The sequence below is a fragment of the Tardiphaga sp. 813_E8_N1_3 genome, assembly GCF_051811025.1.
Classification (GTDB): Bacteria; Pseudomonadota; Alphaproteobacteria; order Rhizobiales; family Xanthobacteraceae; genus Tardiphaga.
This window is the reverse complement of record NZ_JBPWQE010000001.1, coordinates 3,355,531-3,377,172: the sequence shown is the minus strand read 5'-3', so window position 1 is coordinate 3,377,172 and position 21,642 is coordinate 3,355,531. Positions and strand designations below refer to the sequence as shown.

Below are 21,642 nucleotides of genomic sequence, written 5' to 3'. Positions count from 1 at the left end.
CCTAAGGGGCGGGGATCGCGAGCAGGCTCGAAATGCTGCTGCCGCGGATGTCGTAGACCTTGGCGAAGACGACGTCGTCGCGCTTGATCTCGGCGATCACGGGAGCAGTGAGGCCCTTGCAGTAGAACTCGCCGAGCGTCATCGCAAAGTCGGCCGACTGGCTATCCCAGCCGATGGTGAAGTCGGGACCGAGGGCGACCTGTGCCGGACGTTGCGGGCCGCACACGGCGACCTTCCATTTGCGGCCGGCCGGCGGGCTTTCCTGGCGCTCGACGATCTGCTCGCGCAGCGCGTCGGAGGCCTGCTTCAGCGCAAGGCCCCAATAGTCCAGCATGTACAGCGCATCGGCCTGGCGAACGGTACCGGCGATGTAGTTGAAGTGGGTGTACTGATACGGATGCAGCCGGATCATCTCGGCCGTTGGCAGCATCAGACCGAAGGAGAATACGGCGACGGCAGCCGCTTGCGCGCCGCGATGATTGACGCGCAGCCAGTCCATCAGCGCCGCGAAGGCCGCGCCGCCGAGCACGGCCATTGGCGGGAGCACGAAGATGAAATGCCGGATGCCGTTATACAGCGCCGGGCGCTTCACCATGGCGATCACCAGCGGCAGTGTGGCGGCAAAGGTCAGCATCAACAGGATGGTCTTGCGACGCGCCGGTACGGTGTCGCGCGACAGCGACATGATGGTCAGCGCAATGCCGCCGAAGGTGAGGCTGAGCAGCACTTCCGGAAGCTGCAGCGCGAACAGCGTCGGCAGATAGGACCACGGCATGTCCGGCACGGAGATCATCGCGCCGTCGAACATCTCCTTCCACGGCTTCTCGAAAAAGTGCGAGAAGTAGCCCAGTGCGCGCAGCGGATTGGCGGGCTCGAGAATCGACCACGGCCAAATCAGGCCCATGATCAGATAGCCGAAAGCGATACCCGGCAGCAGCACATAGAGCACATGCAGCAAGCGATGCGCACTCTCGCGGACGCCGTTGGTGCGCACATCCTCGATCCACAGAGGCATGAAGCCGATCACGGCGTAGATCAGCGTCAGACCGGCGAGAATGCGGCAGCCGATCGCGCAGCCGGCACCGAGGCCCAAGATCAAGACCGTGCGCGGTGACGGGTTCGGATATTCCTGCGCAAGGCGCACCAGCCCGAGCATCAGGATGACCATCGCCACGGCGAAAGGCGCATCCTTCGGGTTCATGAACATATGGCCGTAGAAGGTCGGGCACAGCGCCAGCAGCAACAGCGTGGCGAGGCCGCCTACGGGGCCGGCGACCCGACGGCCGAGACGCCAGGTGACGCCGAGGCCGATGACGCCGACGATCGCGCCGAGCAGGCGTCGCGTCTCGAACAGCTCCAGCGGGATGATCTTGTGCAGCAGCGCGGCCGCCATATCGAAGCCGCCGCCATACATGTAGAGATTTGCAAACGACAAAGCGCCGGTGTCGGTGAAGCCCGACCCGTACATCTTCAATAGAAGATCGGCATATTCAGCGTGGGTATAGTCGTCCCATCCGAGACCATAGTCCCGGAAGGTGAAGCTTGCGACGATACTGACAACGACAAGCGCCAGGATGGCGAGGTCGTCACACGTCCGTTCCACCGAGCGCCTTATTGGCGTGTCGATGGCCGCAGTCGTAATCGATGACATGGCGATGGATAACCCGGTGTCCCCAATGGCTCGGCTTTAGCGCTCTTTGAGCCTCGTTTCCCCGGCATCGATATAGCGCACTTCTCTTTTGAAGTAATTGAGAATTGTGGCTGAAGTTTCTTAATGCGTTGCAACAAACAGGACAAGGTAAAAGCTTTACCGTTTAGGGATAGATCGGCGCGGGCTGTCCCAAACCTGTTGTCTCCGGTGGAAGAAAACTCTCCCAAAACTTACCACCAGGCCGATGTACAAGGGATGAACGCAAAATGCCGTTTGGCGGTGCACGCAATATGACGCTATCGTGGCACCCATGGCGAGACTCGCGAGTGGTCCGTCGAGGAGTTCGAAGACTATGAAATTGCTGCTGATTGCCGGGATCGGGGTCATTCTGGCGGGCCTTGCCGCGATCGGCTTCGGCATTCCGGTCAAGGAATTCGGCTTCGGCAATACCCTGATCCTGACCGGAACGGTCGGGGCCTGCACCGGCTTGATCATGGTGAGCATGGCGCTCGCCGTCGGCGAGCTGAAGAAGTTTGGGCCACAGGGCGAGATCGATGAACCGGTTCCGTCGCCCCGGCTGCCGCGCCGGGAACTGAAACTGCCGCCGGTTCCGGGGGAGGACGCAGAGGAGGCGGATGACGCGCCCGCGCCGGCCCCGCTGTTCAGCCGTGACCAGCCGGCCGCGCGACCTGCCGTTCCGGAGCCAGGTGTTCCCCCGTGGCAGGACGAAGTGCTGCGCGACCGCGAGCGGCTTGCGTCCGCTGCCGCCGAGGCACCGGTGCCTGAGGAGCCGAAGCGTCGCAATCTGCTGTTCCAGTCATCGCGCCGGGAGCGGGAGAGGGCCGAAGCCGCTGCCGCATTCGAGGCGGCCATGCCGACGCCGGAGGCGCCCGCCGAGCCGCCGAAGAATTTCGAGGATGCCTGGCCGCAGCCGGAGCGCTCGCGCTCCGACGCGATCCGCCGCGCCGCCCGTACGTCGCCCCCGCCAAGCGATAAGCTGCCGGATGCCGCACTGATCCCGGATCGCTACGTTCCGCCGACGCCGGCCGAAGAGCCGCCGCAAGCATCGGACGTCACCGTGCTGAAATCGGGAGTCGTCGATGGCATGGCCTATTCGCTGTATTCCGACGGCTCCATCGAGGCGCAGATGCCCGAAGGCATGATGCGCTTCGCCTCGATCGACGAGTTGCGCGAGCATCTCGACAACAGGGGCTGACGCCGCTCAGCCCCTTGCCGTGGGCGGTCACTTTCAGCTGATCTCGACTAATCTTGCACGCAGAATGAAACCGGCGCGCTATACGTTGTTATTGCCCTTGTGGCTGTAATCCCCGCATGATTGTCAAGTAAAGTGCGGCTCGAATCCTTGAAAGACGACGGACCATGAACGACATCGCCGGCAAGAGCTTCATCGATCTCACGGCGACGATCGTGTCGGCCTATGTCGGTCACAATCCAACACCGGCGTCCGAACTGCCGGCGCTGATCGGTCAGGTTCATGCCGCCCTGGTGCGGGTGTCGAACGGCCGGCCGGAGGTCGCGGCGGAGCCGGCCAAACCGGCGGTGTCTGTCAAGAAATCGATGACTGCCGAATATCTGATCTGTCTGGAGGACGGCAAACGCTTCAAGTCGTTGAAGCGCCATCTGCGCACGCAGTACTCGATGACGCCGGAACAATATCGCGAGAAGTGGGGCCTGCCGGCCGACTATCCGATGGTCGCGCCGAACTATGCGGTGGCGCGTTCGCAGCTCGCCAAGAAAATGGGGCTGGGCCAGCAGCGCCGCCGGCGCAAGTGACCTGAACAGGTGACCTGGGCAAGCGATCTGGGCAAGTAATCCGCACAAGTAAAGCTAAGCAATAAAGTCAGGTTCCATCCGCAGGAACCAATATAGAACAAATCGGAGACGAAGAAAGCTCTGCGTCTGGATGCGGGATACATCTCCGGCCACGCGCTATTGGTGTGTGACAACACAGGCAGGCGATACGTGAACTTGGCGGGTATGACGGGGGACTTTCAGCGGACGTCGATGCTATCCAGCGCATCGTGGCCGTGCCGCGAATTCTGGAAGTGATCTGTCGCGCGCGGTCGGGCTTTGCCCGCAGGTCGTGGCCTAGGACTGCGATGAACTCTTCGCGCGCGCCGGCCGCGGATCAATCGCCGTCGCCGCCGGAAACCCGCTTTCTCAACGCCGCGGCTTTGAGCGATCGTGCGAAGGCATTGGTTCTTTTGAATAAAAGCCCATAAAGGAATAAAGTCTAAAATTCTGCTTGCCGGGTCGTTTGGGATGTGAGCTTATTATCCTAAATGGAGTCGCCCCGATGAAGACATCCCGCAGCACCGCCAAGCATTCCGACCGCGTCGACCGCCATCGCGCGCAGCATCTGTCGCTGGAGACGCGACAGATCCTCACCGAGGACGGCGTCGCCAGCGTCCTCGTCAATGACAGCGAAAGCCCGCTCGGCTGGCTGGCCCGGCGCAAGGGCCGCGATGGTCGCAGCATGATCAGTCCGCATCAGTTCATCGCCGGCGAGAAACTGCGTGCCGATTTCACGCGCGGCAACATGGCGCCGCGCATGACGGCGAACTGGGCCGCGCCGACCGGCGGCCGACCACGCGGGGCCGGCAGCAGTCCCGGCGAGATGACGGACGTCATGGTGACGTCGCGCCAGCGCGTCAGTCAGGCGCTGAATGCCTGCGGGCCCGAGTTTTCAGGGATTCTGATGGATGTGTGCTGTTTTCTACGTGGCCTCGAAGACGTCGAGCGTGAACGCAACTGGCCGGCGCGTTCGGCCAAGGTTGTGCTGCAACTCGCGCTGGATCGCCTCGCGCGGCATTACGGCCTCGCCAGTGAGGTCAGGGGACAGCCATCGAAAGTGCGAACCTGGCTCGCGGATGATGCGGCGTTCGAGACCTAGCTCGCCGTCGCCAGCGTCTCGGTGGCGTCCCGGCGGATACGCTCGACCATGGCGCGCAGGCCGTTGGAGCGCTGTGGGGTGAGGTGTTCCTTGAAGCCGAGTTCGTCGAACACCTTGATGGCGTCGGTGGCCAGAATGTCCTCGGCCTTGCGGCCCGAATACAGCGTCAGCAGGATCGCGATCAGCCCGCGAACGATGTGCGCGTCGCTGTCGCCGAGATAGCTGAGCACCGGCGTACCGTGGTCGCGGGCGACCTGGCGCGACAGCCAGACCTGGCTCGCGCAGCCGTTGACCTTGTTGGCGGAGGAATGTTCCTCATCCGGCATCGGCGTGAGGCTGCGGCCGAGTTCGATGACGTACCGGTAGCGGTCGTCCCAGTCCTCGAGTAGCTCGAAATTATCGCGGATATCGTCAATCGTGGTCATCGGAGCCTGCAAGCAATGTCAGGCCCTATATAGGGACGAACAGCGCCGAAAGCGACCGCCGTTTGCGGTAATTATCCGCCGCAATCAGCCGTTTAGGGGGCGACGGTGGGCGGCTGCCATTCGGCGGCGAGATCGTCCTGGGTGAGCGTGTCGGGCTTCACCATGGCAACCGCGCCCTGATCTTCGCCTTCGCCACCGATCGAGCCGGTGGTATCCGGCTTCTTCTCGGTGATGATCTGGTAGATTTTCTTCGCGCCGTCCTTGGCGCGTTCGCCGATCACGGTGGCGGCATGGCCGCCGACTTCGCAGGTTGCCGGCTGGCGCTTGCAGAATTGCGCCATGTCGGACATCGCCGCGCTCGCAGCCGATACCGCATCGGACGCGCCGATCTGAGGCAGCTTGTCCGACTCTGGCGTCTTGTCCCTTGGCAGCAGCACGAGCACGAGCCCGAGCCAGAATGCCATGCGAAGCAGGAAGAACATCGCGAACCCCGTTAGTCTCTGCGAACCGTTGCGATTTGTCGCAATTGGGATCGAAGTTAGCAGCCGTCGATAAATTGCAAGTATTTGCGATGCGGTTAAATCGACGAAAATTCGCTTCATTCGGTTTGGCGTAAATTTTCCATTGATGAGCTGTTCGTGCGTTTTCCGACACGATGTTGGGGATGCACACTTTCGAAACCATATGGGCGCGGCGATGGAAACTACTCGTTCACCATCGTTGCCGAATGGAAAGGCGAAAACTCCTCTTAAATCAGCACTTGCGCGTTAGGCATGGCGAACACGGGATGCGCTTTAGCGTTCGCTTAATGTCGCTCTGACACGTTGGCGCAACGATAAAAGGAGGCGTTTCGGCGCGTCTGAGTTTGACGATCAAGCCGAAGCGAGAGCAGTGACAGTATCGACCATCATTCGCGACTGCCTTGATGCCATGCTGCACCCTTCAGCGCGCTACGATGCGCTGACGAGCGCGCGTCATCGCGCATTCATGGCCCCGCGTCTGCTCGGCAGCCTTGCGGCCTTTGCGGCTTTTCCTGTCTATCTCGCGCTGCGCGGCGCGCCGAACGCGATCGAGGTTGCGGCCTTTGCCTGGTTGATGGCGCCGATCCTCGTTTCATATTTTCTGTCGCGCACTGGTCGCTATGAAAGCGCGCAGGTGCTGTCGTCCATCGCACTCGCCGGCCTCGTGATGATGATGGCGATCTCCACCGGTGGCATCAATTCGTTCGCGGCGATCTGGCTTGTCGTGGTGCCGATCGAGGCGGCGCTCTCGGCTTCGCGCCGTATCGTTGCGTTTGCATCGGCGCTGGCGCTGTCCTGCGTCGGTATTCTCATCGTGCTGACCAGCCTTGATTGGTTGCCCGCATCCGAAGCCGGTGTCGCCGGCCATGGCGTCTTCACGGCCTTTGGTATTGCCTCCGCCACCATCTACGCGGCAGGTTTGGCCTTCGGCGCGGAGTCACTGGCACGCACCAGCGTCTCGCTGCTTTATGTTGAGGAAGACCGCTATCGCCTGCTGGCGCGCAATATGAGCGACGTGATCTCGCGTCATCGTCACAATGGCGCCGTGCAGTTCATTTCGCCGGCGGCTGAAGCACTGGTCGGCGCGCCCGTGCAGCGGCTGCTCGGCCATGGGTTGTTCGACCGCGTTCATGTGGCCGATCGCCCGGCCTATCTCACCGCTTTGTCGGATGCCGCGCGTGGCGGCGAAGCCCGCAGCGTCGAATTTCGTCTGCGTCGCGATGCCGCGCGCAACAATGAGCGCCTGCGCCCATCCGGGTCCGAATTCATTTGGGTCGAAATGCGCTGCCGACCGATGGAGCAGGGCGCTGATATCTTGTCGCCCAATGCCGATGCGGAAGTCGTCGCGGTGCTGCGCGACGTCACCGACCGCAAGCTACAGGAAGAGGCATTGGCGCAGGCCCGCATCGAGGCCGAGCGCGCTGATGCGTCCAAGACGCGCTTCCTCGCCACCATGAGCCACGAACTGCGCACGCCGTTGAATGCCATTATCGGCTTCTCGGATATGCTGGTGCAGGAAGAGCTGATGATGCTCGATGCGACCAAGCGCAAGGAATATGCCCAGCTCATCAACGATTCCGGCCAGCACCTGCTGTCGGTCGTGAACGGCATCCTCGATATGTCGAAGCTGGAGTCCGGCAATTTCGAGATTTCGCCCGAACCCTTCGCGCCACGTCCGGCGCTGATCAATTGCTGCAATCTCTTGGCGTTGAAGGCGCGCGAGAACGGTATCGATCTTATCACCGATGCGCCGAAGGATCTGCCCGAGATCAACGGCGATCCGCGCGCGTTCCGGCAGATACTGCTGAATCTCGTGTCCAACGCCATCAAGTTCACCGAGCGCGGCGGCAGCGTCACAGTGGCAGCGGGCGTCGAAGGATCACGCTTGATGCTGCGCGTCAGCGACACTGGCGTCGGCATTGCATCGGACGATCTCGCACGCATCGGCGATCCGTTCTTCCAGGCCGGCAAGACCTATCAGCGGCGCCATGAGGGCACCGGCCTCGGTCTGTCCATTGTGAAGAGCCTTGTCGGCATGCATGGTGGCGAGATGCAGGTGCAAAGCCGGATCGACGAAGGCACTACCGTCACAATTGCGCTGCCGCTGGAGTTTACGCCGCAGGCTGAACACGTCAGCAATATCGCGATCTTGAATCCTGTGGCGCGCACCGCGCCATCCGACCAAGCCCATCAGGTGAAGAAGAGTGCCTAAAGCCAGTTCCAAAGCGACCAAGTCCAAACGTGGCCGTGCCGTCGCCATCGTCGACGAGCCCGCGGAGCGCGGCATCGTCCTGCGCATCCTGCTGCACAGTCCGAAGGATCTGGTCGCCGGCCTGATCGCGTTCTCAGCGGTCAGCGCCATCATCGCCAATGCGATCTTCCTGCAGAAGGGCCATCATCCGTCGCCGATGTTCGGTTCCAGCACCGTCGTTGCATTTCCCGCACCGGCACAGGTCGCCAATCCGCTGCCCAAGCCGCGTCCGCTGGATGCTGCGTCGTCGGACACGAAGCTCGATTCCCGCATGCTGGATTCCAAGCCGGTCAACAGCGCCAACGAGCCCAAGCCATCCCTCGCGGCTAAGCCCGTCGAGCAGCGCGCGGCTGATCCGGTCGGCAATCTCCTGAAGGTGCCGGCACCACCGGCGACCACGGGCGCCGTGGCGCGCCCGCCGGCAGCGATCCCGAATTCGACAAAGACCGATCCGCTCGGCGATCTCATCACCAATACGCGCCGCGTCGCCGCCGTACAGCGTGCGCTGACGGAATACGGTTACGGCCAGCTGAAGCCAACCGGCAATGTCGGCTCGGACACCGCAGCCGCGATCCAGCGCTTCGAGCGTGAACGCAAGCTGCCGGTCACCGGCCAGGTGTCCGATCGCATGGTGCGCGAACTCGCCACCGTCACCGGACGCGCGATCGACTAGCGTCAGTCCCGCGGCTGCCCTATCGTGGTTCCCATGAGATTGAAGTCAGCAATATGGGTGGCCGCATATCTGCGCCGCTGCCAGACCGAAGGTGTGTTCGGCGCCGTGCGTCGCCGCGGTGCGGAGGAGGCGGGCGCCGTGTTCGTGAAGGTCGCGCTGCTGGATGGCACCGCGATGCTCTACACGCCGGCACCGCAAAGCGCCTATGACGAGAGCCGCCCTGTTGATCGCGTGTTCGCGCCGTCGCCGCCGCAGCCTGTTGAGGAACGCAAGATCGAAGAGCGTTTGCAGAAGGAAATCTCGTTCGATCCCGACGTCTGGATCGTCGAGACCGAGGACAAGGCCGGGCGGCATTTTCTCGAATTGGCGAAGGGTTAGCGCCCCGACGAATTCCGCGTCACGCGCGTGATATCCTCGCCGGGCTGAACGCTCGGCCGTGCCTGCGGCGCGTTTGGCCGTGCGCGATGGCGCTCATCGTCATAGAGCGCGGGGCGGAACTTGGCGCGCGTCGCTGCCATATGGGCGCCGCGCCAGGCGGCCACCATGATCAGTGCCGAGCGCTCGCTGAGCACGTCATACATGCGCGCGATCCGGTAGACATTGGTCACCGATGTGCCGAATTCCGGATTGAGGAACAGCAACACGCGCTGGAAGATGTCGCTCTTCATGCCGAGCGCCTTGGCGCAGCAGGCAAGCGGCTCGCCACCGGGATCGCTCACGACCTGTTCGGCAATGCTGGCTGGCAGCATCAGCGCTTCGCTCAGCTCGCGCGCAAAGTTGTCGCGGTCTTCGGCGAAGGCGGCCATTTCGAGGATATGCATGGCGCGGGCGGCGCGCGCCTGGGGAATACGGGCTGACGACCGCAGCGGCGTTTCGGCGAGATTATGCAGGATCTGCGCACGCTCGCCGCTCGACGCGGCAAAGAACAGCGTGCTGATCTCGGACGCATCCCTCGGGGCCATGGCCATATTGGCGGCGACGCGCATCTGCGCTTCGCTCGGCTGCTTCACGGTCGGCACGGGAGACTCGGTGGTGGAAATGGGCTGCGCGAGCGGCATCGATTGGCCGGGTTCGGTCGGGCGCAGATTGAGCCGGTGGAGGATTGCGCGGGGTGTGTTCGGATAGATCGACAGACGCGCGCGCACCGCGGCGCGGGTGGCGTCATCGACCTGATCGATCAGGCGTGCGGTGAGTTCGACGAACTGCTTCTCTTCGTCGATCGTATGGTTCGGCGCCTGGACATAAAGATCCGTCAGCACGCGCAGCAAGGTCGGTCGCACGTCCACACCTTCGCGACGCGAGAGCGTCAGCAATCCGTCAAAGCCCGGAAACATCGGAGGTGAGGCAGGCATGGCATACGCTTACTAGGGGAACCTTGCCTCAAATTATCGCAGACGCATTAATATGTGTTTAACCATGGGCCGCTGGCCGAGGCAGATCTGATTCCGACGAGTCGGTTCAGCCATGCGGCGCGAGCTGCATATGCGTCTGTTGATGTCGCGCGGTGTCTCCGAGCCGTTGTCCCGACGATGCGTGCGGCGTTAACACGCCATTAACCATGACTGTCCTTAATGACGGTGCGTCGGCAAAACGGGCGAAGCGGCGCGGAGAGACTGGATAATGAGCACCATCATCAAGTTTCCGGCGGATGCGGCAGCGCGACGGCTGGGTGTGAATGTGGCGCCATCTCCCCGCGAGACCTCCGCGGAAATCCTGATCCTGCCGGTGATCCGAATCGAACGTCAGATCGACGACAGCAATGGCGGCAGCGGCCCGGAAGAGGGCACCGCGCCGGGACGCCGCCGCAAGCGCCGCGCCCGTTCCTGACCCCGGACCTGTCCTGATGTCGGCGATATCCCATCCGAACCGGATACGGCTTCGGCGCAAGACGTCGTTTCTTGTGCCGTGTTTCATGCTTGTGAGTTTGATCGGCAGCACGCTCGGCGGCTGCGCCGGCGGCGATTTCGGCCGTACCCGCAACAATGCGGTGACCGACGACATGCATCGCTGGATCGGCGTCGAGGCGACCGGCAGCGTCGGCCTGAAGTCGTCGGAATTCCAGCTCACCGATCTCGAACGCCAGATGCGCGATCTCGCTTATCCGCTGATCGAGCCGCCGCATTCGCGCCCCCTGTGGAAGAGTGTGTTCGGCGACTACAAGCCGATCGCATCGCCATGGCGGCAGAACGTCACCTACGATCGCACGGCCTATGGCCGGCTGCTGATCGACGAGCCACACCGCTCGCATACGTCGCGCTACAGCGTGCTGATGGACGACGCGCGCGACGACATCCTGCGCTTCGAAGGCTTCTATGCGACGGCTGCGAAAGTCGTCGAGCTCGATCGCAAGCGCAATGCCAGCCTGAAGCTGGTCTCGGCGCTGGAGCCGAAGGAGCGCGCCGACGCCATCGCGCGCATGGATGAGAACGCGCTGATCGTGCAGTGGGTCGAGCAATGCCTGCAGCGCCGGGTGTCGTCCTACAAGTGGGCGCTGGAACGGATGGTGATCCACGCCCCCGATGGCATGGCGTCGAGCGCCGATATGCTGATCGGCGAGTTGGCGGCGCAGACCACGGCCATGGCCGGCAGCCTCACGCCAGTGCGCCCCGGCAAGGTGCTCCAGGTCGGCGGATAGCTGGAAGCTTCGGGCGGATTACGCCTCGCTAATCCGTCCTACGGCGTCGGATTTTTCCGCTGGCTTTATCTGATCGTCAGGCACGGTCTGGCGGCCCAGAATCTGCCGTGCGCCCTTGCGCGAAAACGGCTGCACGATCTGTCCCAGAAAATCCGGCGCGACCTTGCCGCTGATGCCGAGCCGGTCCGGCGACGCCTTGGCGGGATTGAGATAGGTGCCGAACACATGGTCCCACACCATGATGTTCTCGCAATAGTTGCTGTTGCCTTCCTTCAGCGTCTTCGAATGATGCCAGCGATGCAGTTTTGGCGTCGCAAAGATCGGATCGAACAGCGCCGTGCGCGTCTCCACATTGCAATGGGTCAGGAGGCCGGTGATAGCCGTCACCGCGCCGACCCAGAGGAAGACCGGCAACGGTGCATCGAGCAGGTAGAGCGGCGCCTGGCTAAGTGCCATCTTGATCAGCGAGTCGATGACGTGGAAGCGTCCGGTATTCACCACCCAGAGCCGGACCACGCTGTGATGAAGCGCATGGAAGCGCCAGAAGAACAGGTTTTCATGCGCGATCCGGTGTGACCAGTAGAGGCCGAATTCGGCAATCACCAGCGCGAGTACGACCTGCGCGATCAGCGGCCACTGTGTCGGCCACAGATGCGAGGCGTGATCGCCCGCGCGCGTCAGGGTCGCCATCGCCATCGGAGCGATCGCGGTGGCCGCGACAGCCAGTTGCGCCGTGCCCTTGGTCAGCAGCGTATGCCCGATGTCATTCAGTGTTTCGCCATCATGCTCCAGCCATTCGGCGCGATGCGGCGTCATGCGCTCGAGCAGCACCATCGTCAGCAGAAGCGCGGCATAGACGACATTGAACCAGAGGATCGGTGCGTTGCTCGCGAAGGCAACCCACGCGCCCGTCAACGCGCCGAAATACAGCAGCGGCCACCAGACGGCGGACAGGAAATGGCCGACGGCGGTGCCCGACGTGTCGGACGTATTTCGGTGGTTCTGCATGGCAAGCCCCGTTGTCCCGCCGATTCGCAGACCGACGATGGACACGGAGCTTCGCCGCGGCAGATTGCAGGCAGATTACGCCAGAGGGCTCCCTAGACGTTTTCCATGCGGAAAAACGTCACGGTCGAGGTCGTCTTACAGCTGATAATTGACGCCGATGCGGACGATATTGCCTGTGATGTCCGAGTCGACACCGATCATTTTTGTCCCTCGCCAAAAGGTATTGCTGGTCAGCGTGGTGGCCGTATTGCCGATGGATCCGAGATTGAAATGCAGATACTCGATCTTCGCCGTCCAGTTCGATGCAATCTTCGTTTCCAGGCCGCCGCCGATCGTCCAGCCGACCAACGTCTCTGACGCGGTGCCAGTGGAGCAGAGAACATTTCTGGCACAGGGTTGTGTCGGTTCCGGCACAATACCGGTCGTGACCTTGGCCTGTCCGTAAGCGAGACCACCGGTAGCAAATAGCAATGTATCCGGTGTCGCCAGATAACCCAGTCGCGCGCGTGCCGTGCCGAACCATGACAGCTCGGTCGTGTGGCTGGTCAGGGTTGTGGGATTGGCACCGATTTCTGGCGCGTCATAGGCAGCGGTGCTGGCCGACCTGGCATAGGAGAAGTCGGCTTCGAGGCCGGTGACCCATTGGCCGAATTGCCAGTTGTAGCCAATTTCGCCGCCACCGATCGCGCCGCTGAGGCGTGAATCGAGCGAGCGCGGCATCGAGCCTTGTGACTGGAAAAAGGGAATGAAGACCGTATCGATCGCCGAAATGCTCGAAGCGCTTTCGGCCCAGCGATAGCCGACCGTGCCGCCGATATAGGCGCCGGTCCAGCCTGGCAGGGGAGCGGGTGCCGCCTTGTAATGCGGTTGAGCGAGATTGTCTGCGGATAGCGCCGGAGTTGATGCCAACAGAACGCAACCAATCACGCACGCGAATTTCGCAGATGTCGACATCAAGCTCTCCAGATACGTCGGGGCGTGAATTCCAGATACGAAAGCCCTCACGCAGCAGGTCTTTCGGCTGGCGGGTCCGGATCGCCCAGATTCGCCTTCGCCAGTGCTAAGCGTGGCGGGATTTCGTGTCGTCACCCCGAAGTATGATGTGGTAAAATATGCAACGTGTGCGCATCCGGAAATTGACTTCGATCTCGCCCTGCCACACCAGAGCGCGCGCAATCACGGATTTGGAATGTTCATGGACGTTGTCGACAATGACGTACTCTCTTCAATCATCGGAGATATCTACGACTGCGTTCTGAACCGTGAGGGATGGTCGAGTGTTCTCACCCGCATCACGCAGACGATGGATGCGGCCTACACCACGATTGCGCTGGCTGGTACGTCAGACAATCACGGCCGGTTTGCTGCCCAATCGCCCTGGGATGCCGAGCGCATGCGCGCGCTGCAGGACTACAGTTTCGATGATATTCCGGGCCTGAAAGCTGCTGTGGTCGGCGATATCGATACGCCCGTATCGACGCTCTCGCTGATGCCCGAAAGTGAATTGCAGCAGACCGCGTTCTTTCGCAATTGGGCCGGACCGCAGGGATTGCGGGAAGGAAGTATCGTCAAATTCGTTCACACGCCGGATCGCATCGGTCTGCTCGGCTGCACCACCTGGGCGGACAGGGCGGCCGTGTCTGCCGAGGATCAACGATTTCTGACCTTGCTGTCTCCGCATTTACGCAGAGCTGCGATGATCAGCGACCTGCTCGATGACGTGCGCGTGACGGCGCATCTGTTTCGCGAATCCCTCGAGAACCTCGCAGTGCCCGTCGTGCTGACCGACGCGGCCGGATCGGTGCTCCATGCCAATGCAAGTGCCGAACGTATGTTTGCAACGGATGGTCCGATCCTGCGTCAGGGGCGAACCATTCAGGCACAGAACGCATTGATGGGTGATGCCTTGTTGCAGGCAATCGCAAGCGCTGCGTCGGACCTCTCGCTCGGCGCCAAAGGAATTGGCCTGCCGGTATCGGCGGCAGGACAACCTCCCGCTGTCGCCTATGTCTTGCCCTTGATTGATGGTACGGCGCGCGCCGCCTTCCGTCCGGCATGTGCGGCCGTCTTCGTCTCGACAACGACCTCGGCCTCTCCAATGCCGGAGGCCGTCCTGACAACGCTGTTTGAACTCACGCCCGCCGAAGCGCGCGTGCTCGTGAGCGCCGGAAAGGGGCTCAACCCGTCCCAGACTGCTACTTTGCTTGGGATCTCAGAGAATACGCTGAAGACACACCTCAACCGGATCTACGCCAAGACCGGCAGGTCGCGGCAGGCTGATCTCGTGAAGCTCGTGGCGGATATCGGCACGCCGCTGGCAACGGGATAGCTCGGTATAGCTGATGGCGCGATAGCGAGCGCTCAGCGCTTGCCCTTCACCGGCGCAGCAGGTGGATCGGTCTGCACCCGACAATTCGATGCGGCGAGGGATGCCTGGGCCTGGATCATCAGGCCGGGCTCGGCGGCGAGCGCCTTCAGCACGATCAGGCCGGTCGCGGTCGGCGAGTCGATGATGAGGCGGTCGGCGGACGTGACGTCCTCTTCCTCGGGCAGCGCCTCGTGCTGCGCTTCGGTCATGAGATCGAGCTCGATGACGCGGCGGCCGGCGGAGCGGTCGTTGATCGCATAATAGGCCACATCGCTGCGGGTGTAGAACGACACCGATGTGTAGGACTGGCTGACCGGCACGGTGAGCTTGATCGGTCCTTTGGCCAGGTCGTAGCGGCAGACGGCCATGGCGAAGGCCGGGTCCATGAATGGCAACAGCGCATTGGCCGGCTCGGTCTGCGGCAATGCTGTCACTGCGTTCTCTTTCGTCACCGAGGCGAGGCGCGAATAGGCGTCTTGCGTGGCGATGCGCGGCAGTGCCAGCACGCTGACAAGATGCACGATGCCGCCGAGCACGACACCACCGATGATTGCGAACAGCAGCCGGATCATGGGCAGCTCACCGTGGCAATGGTGGGCATCGGTGCGTCTTTCTGCGTCCGGGTGGCAACGCCAACCGGCGTATCGTAGAGCCGCAGCATCAACACATAGCGTTCCAGCGCTGATGTCGGCAGCCAGTTGCCCGCGCGCGAGCGCGCAGCGATGCGGATCTCGAACGCGCCGTCGGCATTGCGCACCACTTCCTGGCTGGTGAAGCCGTAGCGCTGCAATGTGTTGGGCACGAGCCGGCCCTTGGTGTCATAGAGCGAAAGCGTCCAGAAACGCGCAGCCGGTGTCACGCCTGACACGACGATATCGCAACGACCGTCCAGCGGCTTTTTCTTGTCGTCGGTGGTGGCGGTGAAGGTGACGCCGTCGCCCGTGCCGATCGGCAATTCGCCCGACCGTGCAATGGACGCACGCGCATAGGGATCGATCTCGCTGGTGCCAGTGCGCGGGCGCGCAGTCCATGCACCGATGGTGAGTGTGCCAAGGTCTGTGCCGCGGGTTGCGGTGGTCCAGGTCAGACCGAGACCGACAGCAGTGGCGATCGCGAGCGCCAGGAGCGTGAGGAAGATCAGCCGCACGTGCGCACCGTCATGATAGCAGCTTCAGTTCTTGCGCGACGCGGGGGCGGTTGCGGATGTGGTCGTTTTGGCATCCGGTGCATCATTCGCCGACGCGTAGCTCTCGGGGAAGGCCAGCGCGGAGGAGGCGCGAGGCTTCAACGGTTCGTTGGATGATGTGCGACCGGCTGTCTTGCCGGCATCGTCGAGAAGCTTCTCGACACGCAGCAGGACGTCGGCGCCGCGGCGCGTCAGCACCGGCGGCGGGCCGGGCTTGGCGTCCTGCGCGTTGGCCGCCATGACGGATGAGGCGGCTGCGGCAGGATTCTTGGTACCCGCGCCGACACCCGGGATTTCCTTGATCTCGATGCCCTGATGGGCTGCGACCATGATGTCGTGCCATGTCTGCGCCGGCAGCGAGCCGCCGGTCATGCGATTGGTCGGCGAGTAGTCGTCATTGCCGTACCAGACTGCGCAGCTGAAGTTGCCGGTGTAGCCGACGAACCAGGCGTCGCGATACGCATTGGTGGTGCCGGTCTTGCCTGCGGTCGGAATGCCGTCCAGCGCCGCGCGGCGTGCGGTGCCTTCGCTGACCACGTGGCTCATCATGCCGGCCATATCTGCGGCGACGGAGGCCGGGATCGCCTGCAACTGTTTCGGGCCATCGCGGTCGAACCGCCAGACCAGATCGCCGGCGCCGGTGCGCACCTCCAGCACGGCATGTGGCTTCGACGAGCGCCCCTTGTTCGGGAAAGTCGCATAGGCGACGGCGTGTTCGAGCACGGTGACTTCGGTGGAGCCGATCGGCAGCGACGGCGTATCAAGCAACGGCGCCGTGATGCCGAAGCGGCGCGCGGTCTCCACGATCTTGACGCGGCCGGCCTTGGCCGGGTTCTGCGCGCCCTTGCCGAGCGCAATCGAAATCTTCACCGGCACGACGTTGATCGAACGGGTGATCGCCTGCGTCAGCGTCACATTGCCGGAATAGGAGTGGCCGTAGTTCTGCGGGCACCAGTTGCCGATACAGACCGGGCCGTCGAGGATGATCGAGGTCGGCTTGTAACCGTTGAGCAGCGCCGTTGTGTAGACATAGGGCTTGAACGACGAACCTGGCTGGCGCATCGCGTCCACCGCGCGGTTGAACTGGCTTGCGCCATAGTCGCGGCCACCCACCATGGCGCGGACGCCGCCTTCGAGGTCCGACACCACGGTGGCTGCCTGTGTCGCATGATAGTCGCGGCCGAACTGACGCAATTGATTTTCGACGGCAGCTTCAGCGGCGCGCTGCACATTCATGTCGATGGCGGTGCGAACCACGAAGACGCGTTCGATATAGGATTTCGGGAATGTATCGACGAGCTTGCGCATCTCGTCGAAGGCCCAGTCGAGATAGTAGTTCGGCGAGATTTCCTGACGGCGATCGACGGCGACCGCGGGATTGCGCCGCGCACCGAACACCTGACCTTCGGTCATGAAGCCGGCATCGACGAGGTTGTCGAGCACCACGTTGGCGCGGGCGCGCGCGGCCGGCAGGTTGATATGCGGCGCGTATTTGGTCGGGGCCTTGAACAGGCCCGCGAGCATCGCAGCTTCTGCAAGATTCACGTCGCGCGCGGATTTGTTGAAATAGAAATGCGCAGCGCCGTCGACGCCGAACGTACCGCCGCCCATGTAAGCGCGGTCGAGATAGAGCTTGAGGATCTCGTTCTTGGTCAGGCGGGTTTCCAGCCAGATCGCCAGGAACGCTTCGTTGACCTTGCGCTCGATGGTGCGCTCGTTGGACAGGAACAGGTTCTTGGCGAGCTGCTGCGTCAGAGACGAGCCGCCCTGGCGTACGCCGCCGGCCTGCGCATTGGTCACCAGCGCGCGCGCGGTGCCGGCGATGTCGATGCCGAAGTGATCGTAGAAGCGGCGATCCTCGGTGGCGAGGGTGGCCTTGATCAGATTGTCCGGGAAGTCTTCCAGCGGGATCGAGTCGTTGTGCTTGATGCCGCGGCTGCCGATCGGATTGCCGTAGCGATCGAGGAACGTGACCGCGAGGTCGGATTTCTTCAGCCAGTCTTCATCGGCGGTTTCGCGAAACGCCGGCTGCGCCAAAGCGAGCATCAGGATCAGACCGCCGAGGCCGATGGTGGCCATTTCCGACAGCGGCTCGATGAACACCCAGCGCTTCCAGCGACCGACATAGAAGCGGTCCATGAAGGTGGAGTAGCGCTCCCAAAGCTCGCGGGTGCCGCGGCCGGATGAGAATAGGCCGGAATCTATGCGCGCATCCAGATCCAGCAGGAAATGCCGGAACTTGGTCTTCCAACGGGATGGCACGATCTGAGGCACAGGGGCCCTTGGTTTGTTGCGATATTCTTGCGTCACGCTTGCGACGCGTGTGGATGTCTTGCGGACATATTACGGCGATCCAGCGGCACGGCGAGGTACCGGAAGACTCGCCAAGTTCTAGCCGAGCGGGGCCGATAAACCAATGGCATCGCTCGGAATTTGCGCGACAGGACTAACGGGATTCCGGGTTTTGCCCTTGTTTGCGAGCCGGCCGACACGATGTTGCTTGCAGAGCCGGCACCGCAACTCCTAGAAGGGCGTTTCGCCGCAACCTGGATCGATTCAAATCGCATGACCGCGCGTCCCCCGCGTCCTTCCGCACAGGAGGGAATGTTCTGGAAAACCAAGACGTTGGAAGAGATGTCCGGCGTCGAGTGGGAAAGCCTGTGCGACGGCTGCGGACGCTGCTGCCTGGAAAAGCTGGAAGACGAGGATACCGGCAAGATCTATTACACCCATGTGTCCTGCCGATTGCTCGATGCCGGCCTCTGCGCCTGCAAGGATTATCCGAACCGCTCCGACCATGTTCCCGATTGCGTGCGGCTGACCCCGGACAATGTCCGCACCCTGAGCTGGCTGCCGCCAAGCTGCGGCTACAAGCTCGCGGCCGAGGGGCGCGATCTCTACTGGTGGCATCCGCTGATTTCCGGCAGCCCCGACACGGTCCATGAGGCCGGTGTTTCGGTGCGGGGGCGGGTCGAGGGCAGCGAGGACACGATCTCCGACGACGAGTTGCAGGATCACATCGTGACCTGGCCGGCGCTGCTGCCGCGCAAGGCGAAGCTGAAGAAGCGGCCGGCGTAGAATCCGCGGCGCGCGGTGTTCGATCACGCGCGCAAATGGCCTGATGATCGCCGCGGGACGCTCCCATGCAAGGAAACAACTGTTGCTGCACGGGGTAGGGGAATAGATTTCTTCCAAAGAGAGTCTGTGCGCGGGAATTCGCGCCGATCTGGCTCTCCGGTTACCTCCCAGGTCCCTTGAATCCAAAGTTTCATGAACAAGATCGAGCGACAGAGCCGGTCAGCGGCCGATGATCAGGTATTGCCCGAGGAAATCCCGTCGGATGAGCTCCTGTCGGACGAGTTCGCGCAGGAACTGTCGCGGATCCCCACAGAAGTCATCGAACCCGGCGATGCGCCTGCTGTCGTGAAGGCGCCGCTGACCCCCGCCGAAGTCCGCACCATCCTGATGAGCCTACTGCTGACCATGTTTTTGGCGGCGCTCGACCAGACCATCGTCGCCACCGCGCTGCCGACCATCGGCCGGCAATTCGCCGACGTGAACAATCTCTCCTGGGTCATCACCGCCTATCTCTTGGCATCGACCGCGGTGGCGCCGGTGTTCGGCACGCTCAGCGATATCTATGGCCGCCGCGCCATGATCATCACCGCGATGGCGCTGTTCATGGTCGGCTCGATCATGTGCGCATTGGCGCCGAACATGATCGTGCTCATTATCGCGCGCGCTTTGCAGGGCCTCGGCGGCGGCGGCATCCTGCCCATCGTGCAGGTGGTGATTTCCGACGTGGTGTCGCCGCGTGAGCGCGGCCAGTATCAGGCTTATTTCAGCGGCGTGTGGGTAGCGGCCGGCATCGGCGGCCCGATCATCGGCGGGTTGTTCGCCGAACATCTGCACTGGTCGATGATCTTCTGGATCAACATCCCGCTCGGGGTGGGATCGCTGGCGCTGCTGCTGCCGAAGATGAAGAAGCTTCCAGTGTTTCATCGCCGCCGCAAGGTCGACTGGCTCGGCGGCGTGCTGCTGATGGCCTCGGCCGTTGTCTTCATGCTGGTGCTGACATGGGGCGGCACCAAATTCTCGTGGGCGTCGCCGACGATCGTCGCGATGATCGGCGCAGCAGCGGTAATGGCTTTCGCCTTCATCTGGCATGCGATCCATCACGACGAGCCGTTCCTGCCGTTGCCGCTGATGTCGGGCTCGGTGGTGCCTTTCGCGATGGCCGCCGGCGGCTGCGCCATGGGCGCGATGCTCGGGCTGACCGTGCACATGCCGCTCTATTACGAAGTGGTCTATGGTCTGACGGCAGGCGAAGCCGGCGTCGCACTGATCCCGATCGCAGCGGTGTCGGTCGGCGGCGCCGCCTTTGCCGGCCACATGATGACCAAGGCGAAACATTACAAGCGCGTGGCCATTGCGGGCACGGGCATGTCGGCATTGATGGGCCTGCTGCTGGCGCTGATGACGCCGCTGCCACTGTGGGCGCTGCTGACGATGCTTGGACTGTTCTCCATCGGCCTCGGCACCGTGTTTCCCGTCAGCCTCGTCTCGATTCAGAACGCCGTGCCGCGACCACAGATCGGCACCGCCACCGGCGCGATGAACTTCTTCCGCGCGCTGATGGCGTCGTTCACCGTTGCCGCTTTCACCACCATTTTGTTGATGGCGCTGGGCACGGACATCTCGATCACAGGCGAACATGCCGCCAGCACGCATCCGATCGCGGCCAGCGATATGGTCAGCGCCTTCCGTTACGTGTTCGAAGCCGCGGCAGCTCTGCTGGCGCTCTCGACACTGTTCCTGCTGCTGATGGAAGAACGCCCGTTGGCAGGGCCGGCAAAGGCGAAGCCGTCATTGGTTTCGGAGTAATCGACAGTAGCCCGCATGAGCAGAGCGATATGCGGGAAGCAGCAGTCATCCCCGGATGTCGCTGCGCTCATCCGGGCGACGGGTGCTGTATAAATCCGGCGGCGCCATGTGACTGGTGACTACGTCCGCTTTGCTCCGAGACCGACCGCCTTTGTGCAACAGCAGAAAATGACGCGACGGGCCAAAAGCGGCCGTCGCGCACCGTCTCTTGAACTGGAAGGAGAGACCGCCTTGCAAACGGCATCTCCTTCGCGCGGGATAGGCGATGACGGAGGAGAGATGTCGTCAAGACCTGATGAACGAGAGCAGGTCGCGGTTGAGGACATCCGCATGAGTGGTGAGCATGCCATGGGGGTAGCCGGGATAGGTCTTCAGCGACCCGTTCTTGAGCAGGTCGACCGCACGCGGCACGGTACTTGCGAAGGGAACGACTTGATCGGCCTCGCCATGCATCACCAGCACCGGCACGGTGATCTTCTTGAGGTCTTCGGTATAATCTTCCAGCCAAGAGTCGACAGTCGCGTAGTGAGCGAGGGCACCGCCGGTCATGCCCTGGCGCCACCAGTTCGCAATGATCGCCTCCGAAGGCTCGGCCCCGTCGAGGTTGTAACCGTAGAACGGGTTCTCAGGGACGAACCGGAAGAACTGCGACCGGTTGCCCAGCACCCCCGCGCGGATCGCTTCGAACCACTCCGGCGGTTGACCGGACGGATTGTCCTCGCTCCGGTACATGTTCGGCGTCAGGGAAGCGACCAGTACCGCCTTCGCGACGCGCTCCGGGTGGCGGGCGACGTAGCGAGTCACCTCACCGCAACCTGTGGAGTGGCCTACGTGGATCGCGTCGCGCAGGTTAAGGTGCTCGGTCAGGGCCGCGAGGTCGGCAGCCCAGTGGTCCATGTCGTTGCCGATGCCGGGCTGGTCGGACCGGCCGTGGCCGCGCCGGTCGTGGGCGATCACTCGGTAGCCGTGGCGAAGGAAGAAGGTCATCTGGGCGTCCCAGTCGTCCGCCGACAGCGGCCAGCCGTGGCTGAAAACGATCGGCTGACCTGAGCCCCAGTCCTTGTAGAAGATGTTTACGCCGTCTGTAGTAGTGATCGTGGACATCGAGTCGCTCCATCTGCGCTGT

21 protein-coding genes are annotated in these 21,642 nt (G+C 62.8%); 11 read left to right on the top strand and 10 right to left on the bottom strand.

What is annotated here, in order from left to right; all coding sequences use genetic code 11:
• Position 1: 1 nt before the first annotated feature.
• A complete protein-coding gene (locus tag AB8A33_RS16210) occupies positions 2 to 1,651 on the bottom strand; it encodes a glycosyltransferase family 39 protein (RefSeq protein ID WP_439093681.1) in 1,650 nt (549 codons plus the stop codon).
• A gap of 352 nt (positions 1,652 to 2,003) precedes the next feature.
• Between AB8A33_RS16210 and AB8A33_RS16205 the strand changes: the two genes are divergently transcribed.
• The 3 genes from AB8A33_RS16205 (at position 2,004) to AB8A33_RS16195 (ending at position 4,565) form a co-directional block, all read left to right on the top strand.
• Positions 2,004 to 2,867, top strand: coding sequence for a hypothetical protein (locus AB8A33_RS16205; RefSeq protein ID WP_439093679.1), 864 nt, complete (start codon positions 2,004 to 2,006; stop codon positions 2,865 to 2,867).
• Positions 2,868 to 3,031: 164 nt separating this feature from the next.
• A complete protein-coding gene (locus AB8A33_RS16200; RefSeq protein ID WP_315841566.1) occupies positions 3,032 to 3,445 on the top strand; it encodes a MucR family transcriptional regulator in 414 nt (137 codons plus the stop codon).
• 523 nt (positions 3,446 to 3,968) lie between these two features.
• Positions 3,969 to 4,565, top strand: a complete 597-nt coding sequence (locus AB8A33_RS16195) for a DUF6456 domain-containing protein (protein ID WP_439093678.1) — start codon at positions 3,969 to 3,971, stop codon at positions 4,563 to 4,565.
• Here AB8A33_RS16195 and AB8A33_RS16190 read toward each other — a convergent pair.
• Together AB8A33_RS16190 and AB8A33_RS16185 are read right to left on the bottom strand one after the other, a co-directional pair.
• Positions 4,562 to 4,990 carry a SufE family protein gene (locus AB8A33_RS16190; RefSeq protein ID WP_439093677.1) on the bottom strand — a complete coding sequence of 143 codons (429 nt, stop codon included), beginning with the start codon at positions 4,988 to 4,990 and terminating at the stop codon, positions 4,562 to 4,564. The genes AB8A33_RS16195 and AB8A33_RS16190 overlap by 4 nt on opposite strands.
• A 92-nt stretch (positions 4,991 to 5,082) precedes the next feature.
• Entirely contained in the window at positions 5,083 to 5,472 is a 390-nt protein-coding gene (locus tag AB8A33_RS16185) for a DUF5330 domain-containing protein (RefSeq protein ID WP_116660479.1), read from the bottom strand.
• Between the two features lie 448 nt (positions 5,473 to 5,920).
• Here AB8A33_RS16185 and AB8A33_RS16180 point away from each other — a divergent pair, with 448 nt between their 5' ends.
• From AB8A33_RS16180 to AB8A33_RS16170, 3 genes are read left to right on the top strand one after another with little or no spacing between them, the layout of a single operon-like run.
• A complete protein-coding gene (locus AB8A33_RS16180) occupies positions 5,921 to 7,723 on the top strand; it encodes a PAS domain-containing sensor histidine kinase (protein ID WP_439095948.1) in 1,803 nt (600 codons plus the stop codon).
• A complete protein-coding gene (locus AB8A33_RS16175; protein ID WP_439093676.1) occupies positions 7,716 to 8,435 on the top strand; it encodes a peptidoglycan-binding domain-containing protein in 720 nt (239 codons plus the stop codon). The genes AB8A33_RS16180 and AB8A33_RS16175 overlap by 8 nt, the downstream gene beginning before the upstream one ends.
• A 33-nt stretch (positions 8,436 to 8,468) precedes the next feature.
• Positions 8,469 to 8,813: a DUF1491 family protein gene (locus tag AB8A33_RS16170; protein ID WP_439085670.1), complete on the top strand. Its 345-nt coding sequence runs from the start codon at positions 8,469 to 8,471 to the stop codon at positions 8,811 to 8,813.
• Here AB8A33_RS16170 and AB8A33_RS16165 read toward each other — a convergent pair.
• Positions 8,810 to 9,787 (bottom strand): DUF2336 domain-containing protein, encoded by a 978-nt coding sequence (locus tag AB8A33_RS16165; protein ID WP_439093675.1) that lies wholly within the window; start codon positions 9,785 to 9,787, stop codon positions 8,810 to 8,812. The two genes, AB8A33_RS16170 and AB8A33_RS16165, sit on opposite strands and share 4 nt — an antisense overlap.
• Before the next feature lie 268 nt (positions 9,788 to 10,055).
• On the opposite strand from AB8A33_RS16165, the gene AB8A33_RS16160 reads away from it, so the two are divergent.
• Positions 10,056 to 10,262, top strand: coding sequence for a hypothetical protein (locus tag AB8A33_RS16160; RefSeq protein WP_068730489.1), 207 nt, complete (start codon positions 10,056 to 10,058; stop codon positions 10,260 to 10,262).
• A gap of 85 nt (positions 10,263 to 10,347) precedes the next feature.
• A complete protein-coding gene (locus AB8A33_RS16155) occupies positions 10,348 to 11,070 on the top strand; it encodes a hypothetical protein (protein WP_439095947.1) in 723 nt (240 codons plus the stop codon).
• A gap of 18 nt (positions 11,071 to 11,088) precedes the next feature.
• Here AB8A33_RS16155 and AB8A33_RS16150 read toward each other — a convergent pair whose 3' ends face one another.
• Together AB8A33_RS16150 and AB8A33_RS16145 are read right to left on the bottom strand one after the other, a co-directional pair.
• On the bottom strand, positions 11,089 to 12,078 hold the full coding sequence (locus AB8A33_RS16150; protein ID WP_439093673.1) for a sterol desaturase family protein: 990 nt from the start codon (positions 12,076 to 12,078) through the stop codon (positions 11,089 to 11,091).
• A 135-nt stretch (positions 12,079 to 12,213) separates the two neighbouring features.
• Positions 12,214 to 13,032, bottom strand: coding sequence for an outer membrane protein (locus AB8A33_RS16145; RefSeq protein WP_439093672.1), 819 nt, complete (start codon positions 13,030 to 13,032; stop codon positions 12,214 to 12,216).
• Positions 13,033 to 13,273: 241 nt separating this feature from the next.
• Here AB8A33_RS16145 and AB8A33_RS16140 point away from each other — a divergent pair, with 241 nt between their 5' ends.
• Complete coding sequence (locus tag AB8A33_RS16140; protein ID WP_439093670.1) at positions 13,274 to 14,407, top strand: helix-turn-helix transcriptional regulator; 1,134 nt, start codon at positions 13,274 to 13,276, stop codon at positions 14,405 to 14,407.
• 32 nt (positions 14,408 to 14,439) lie between these two features.
• Here AB8A33_RS16140 and AB8A33_RS16135 read toward each other — a convergent pair whose 3' ends face one another.
• The 3 genes from AB8A33_RS16135 to AB8A33_RS16125 are packed head-to-tail and all read right to left on the bottom strand — an operon-like array spanning position 14,440 to position 17,906.
• Positions 14,440 to 15,018, bottom strand: coding sequence for a DUF1254 domain-containing protein (locus AB8A33_RS16135; protein ID WP_315841579.1), 579 nt, complete (start codon positions 15,016 to 15,018; stop codon positions 14,440 to 14,442).
• Positions 15,015 to 15,593 carry a DUF1214 domain-containing protein gene (locus tag AB8A33_RS16130; protein ID WP_315841580.1) on the bottom strand — a complete coding sequence of 193 codons (579 nt, stop codon included), beginning with the start codon at positions 15,591 to 15,593 and terminating at the stop codon, positions 15,015 to 15,017. Before AB8A33_RS16130 ends, AB8A33_RS16135 begins: the two co-directional genes overlap by 4 nt.
• Positions 15,594 to 15,617: 24 nt before the next feature.
• Positions 15,618 to 17,906, bottom strand: a complete 2,289-nt coding sequence (locus AB8A33_RS16125) for a transglycosylase domain-containing protein (protein WP_439093669.1) — start codon at positions 17,904 to 17,906, stop codon at positions 15,618 to 15,620.
• 291 nt (positions 17,907 to 18,197) lie between these two features.
• Between AB8A33_RS16125 and AB8A33_RS16120 the strand changes: the two genes are divergently transcribed.
• Together AB8A33_RS16120 and AB8A33_RS16115 are read left to right on the top strand one after the other, a co-directional pair.
• Positions 18,198 to 18,710 carry a YcgN family cysteine cluster protein gene (locus AB8A33_RS16120; protein WP_439093668.1) on the top strand — a complete coding sequence of 171 codons (513 nt, stop codon included), beginning with the start codon at positions 18,198 to 18,200 and terminating at the stop codon, positions 18,708 to 18,710.
• A 192-nt stretch (positions 18,711 to 18,902) separates the two neighbouring features.
• Positions 18,903 to 20,516, top strand: coding sequence for an MDR family MFS transporter (locus tag AB8A33_RS16115; RefSeq protein ID WP_439093667.1), 1,614 nt, complete (start codon positions 18,903 to 18,905; stop codon positions 20,514 to 20,516).
• A 285-nt stretch (positions 20,517 to 20,801) separates the two neighbouring features.
• Here the strand turns inward: AB8A33_RS16115 and AB8A33_RS16110 are convergent, their stop codons facing one another.
• Positions 20,802 to 21,620 (bottom strand): alpha/beta fold hydrolase, encoded by an 819-nt coding sequence (locus AB8A33_RS16110; RefSeq protein ID WP_439093666.1) that lies wholly within the window; start codon positions 21,618 to 21,620, stop codon positions 20,802 to 20,804.
• Between the last annotated feature and the right edge of the window lie 22 nt (positions 21,621 to 21,642).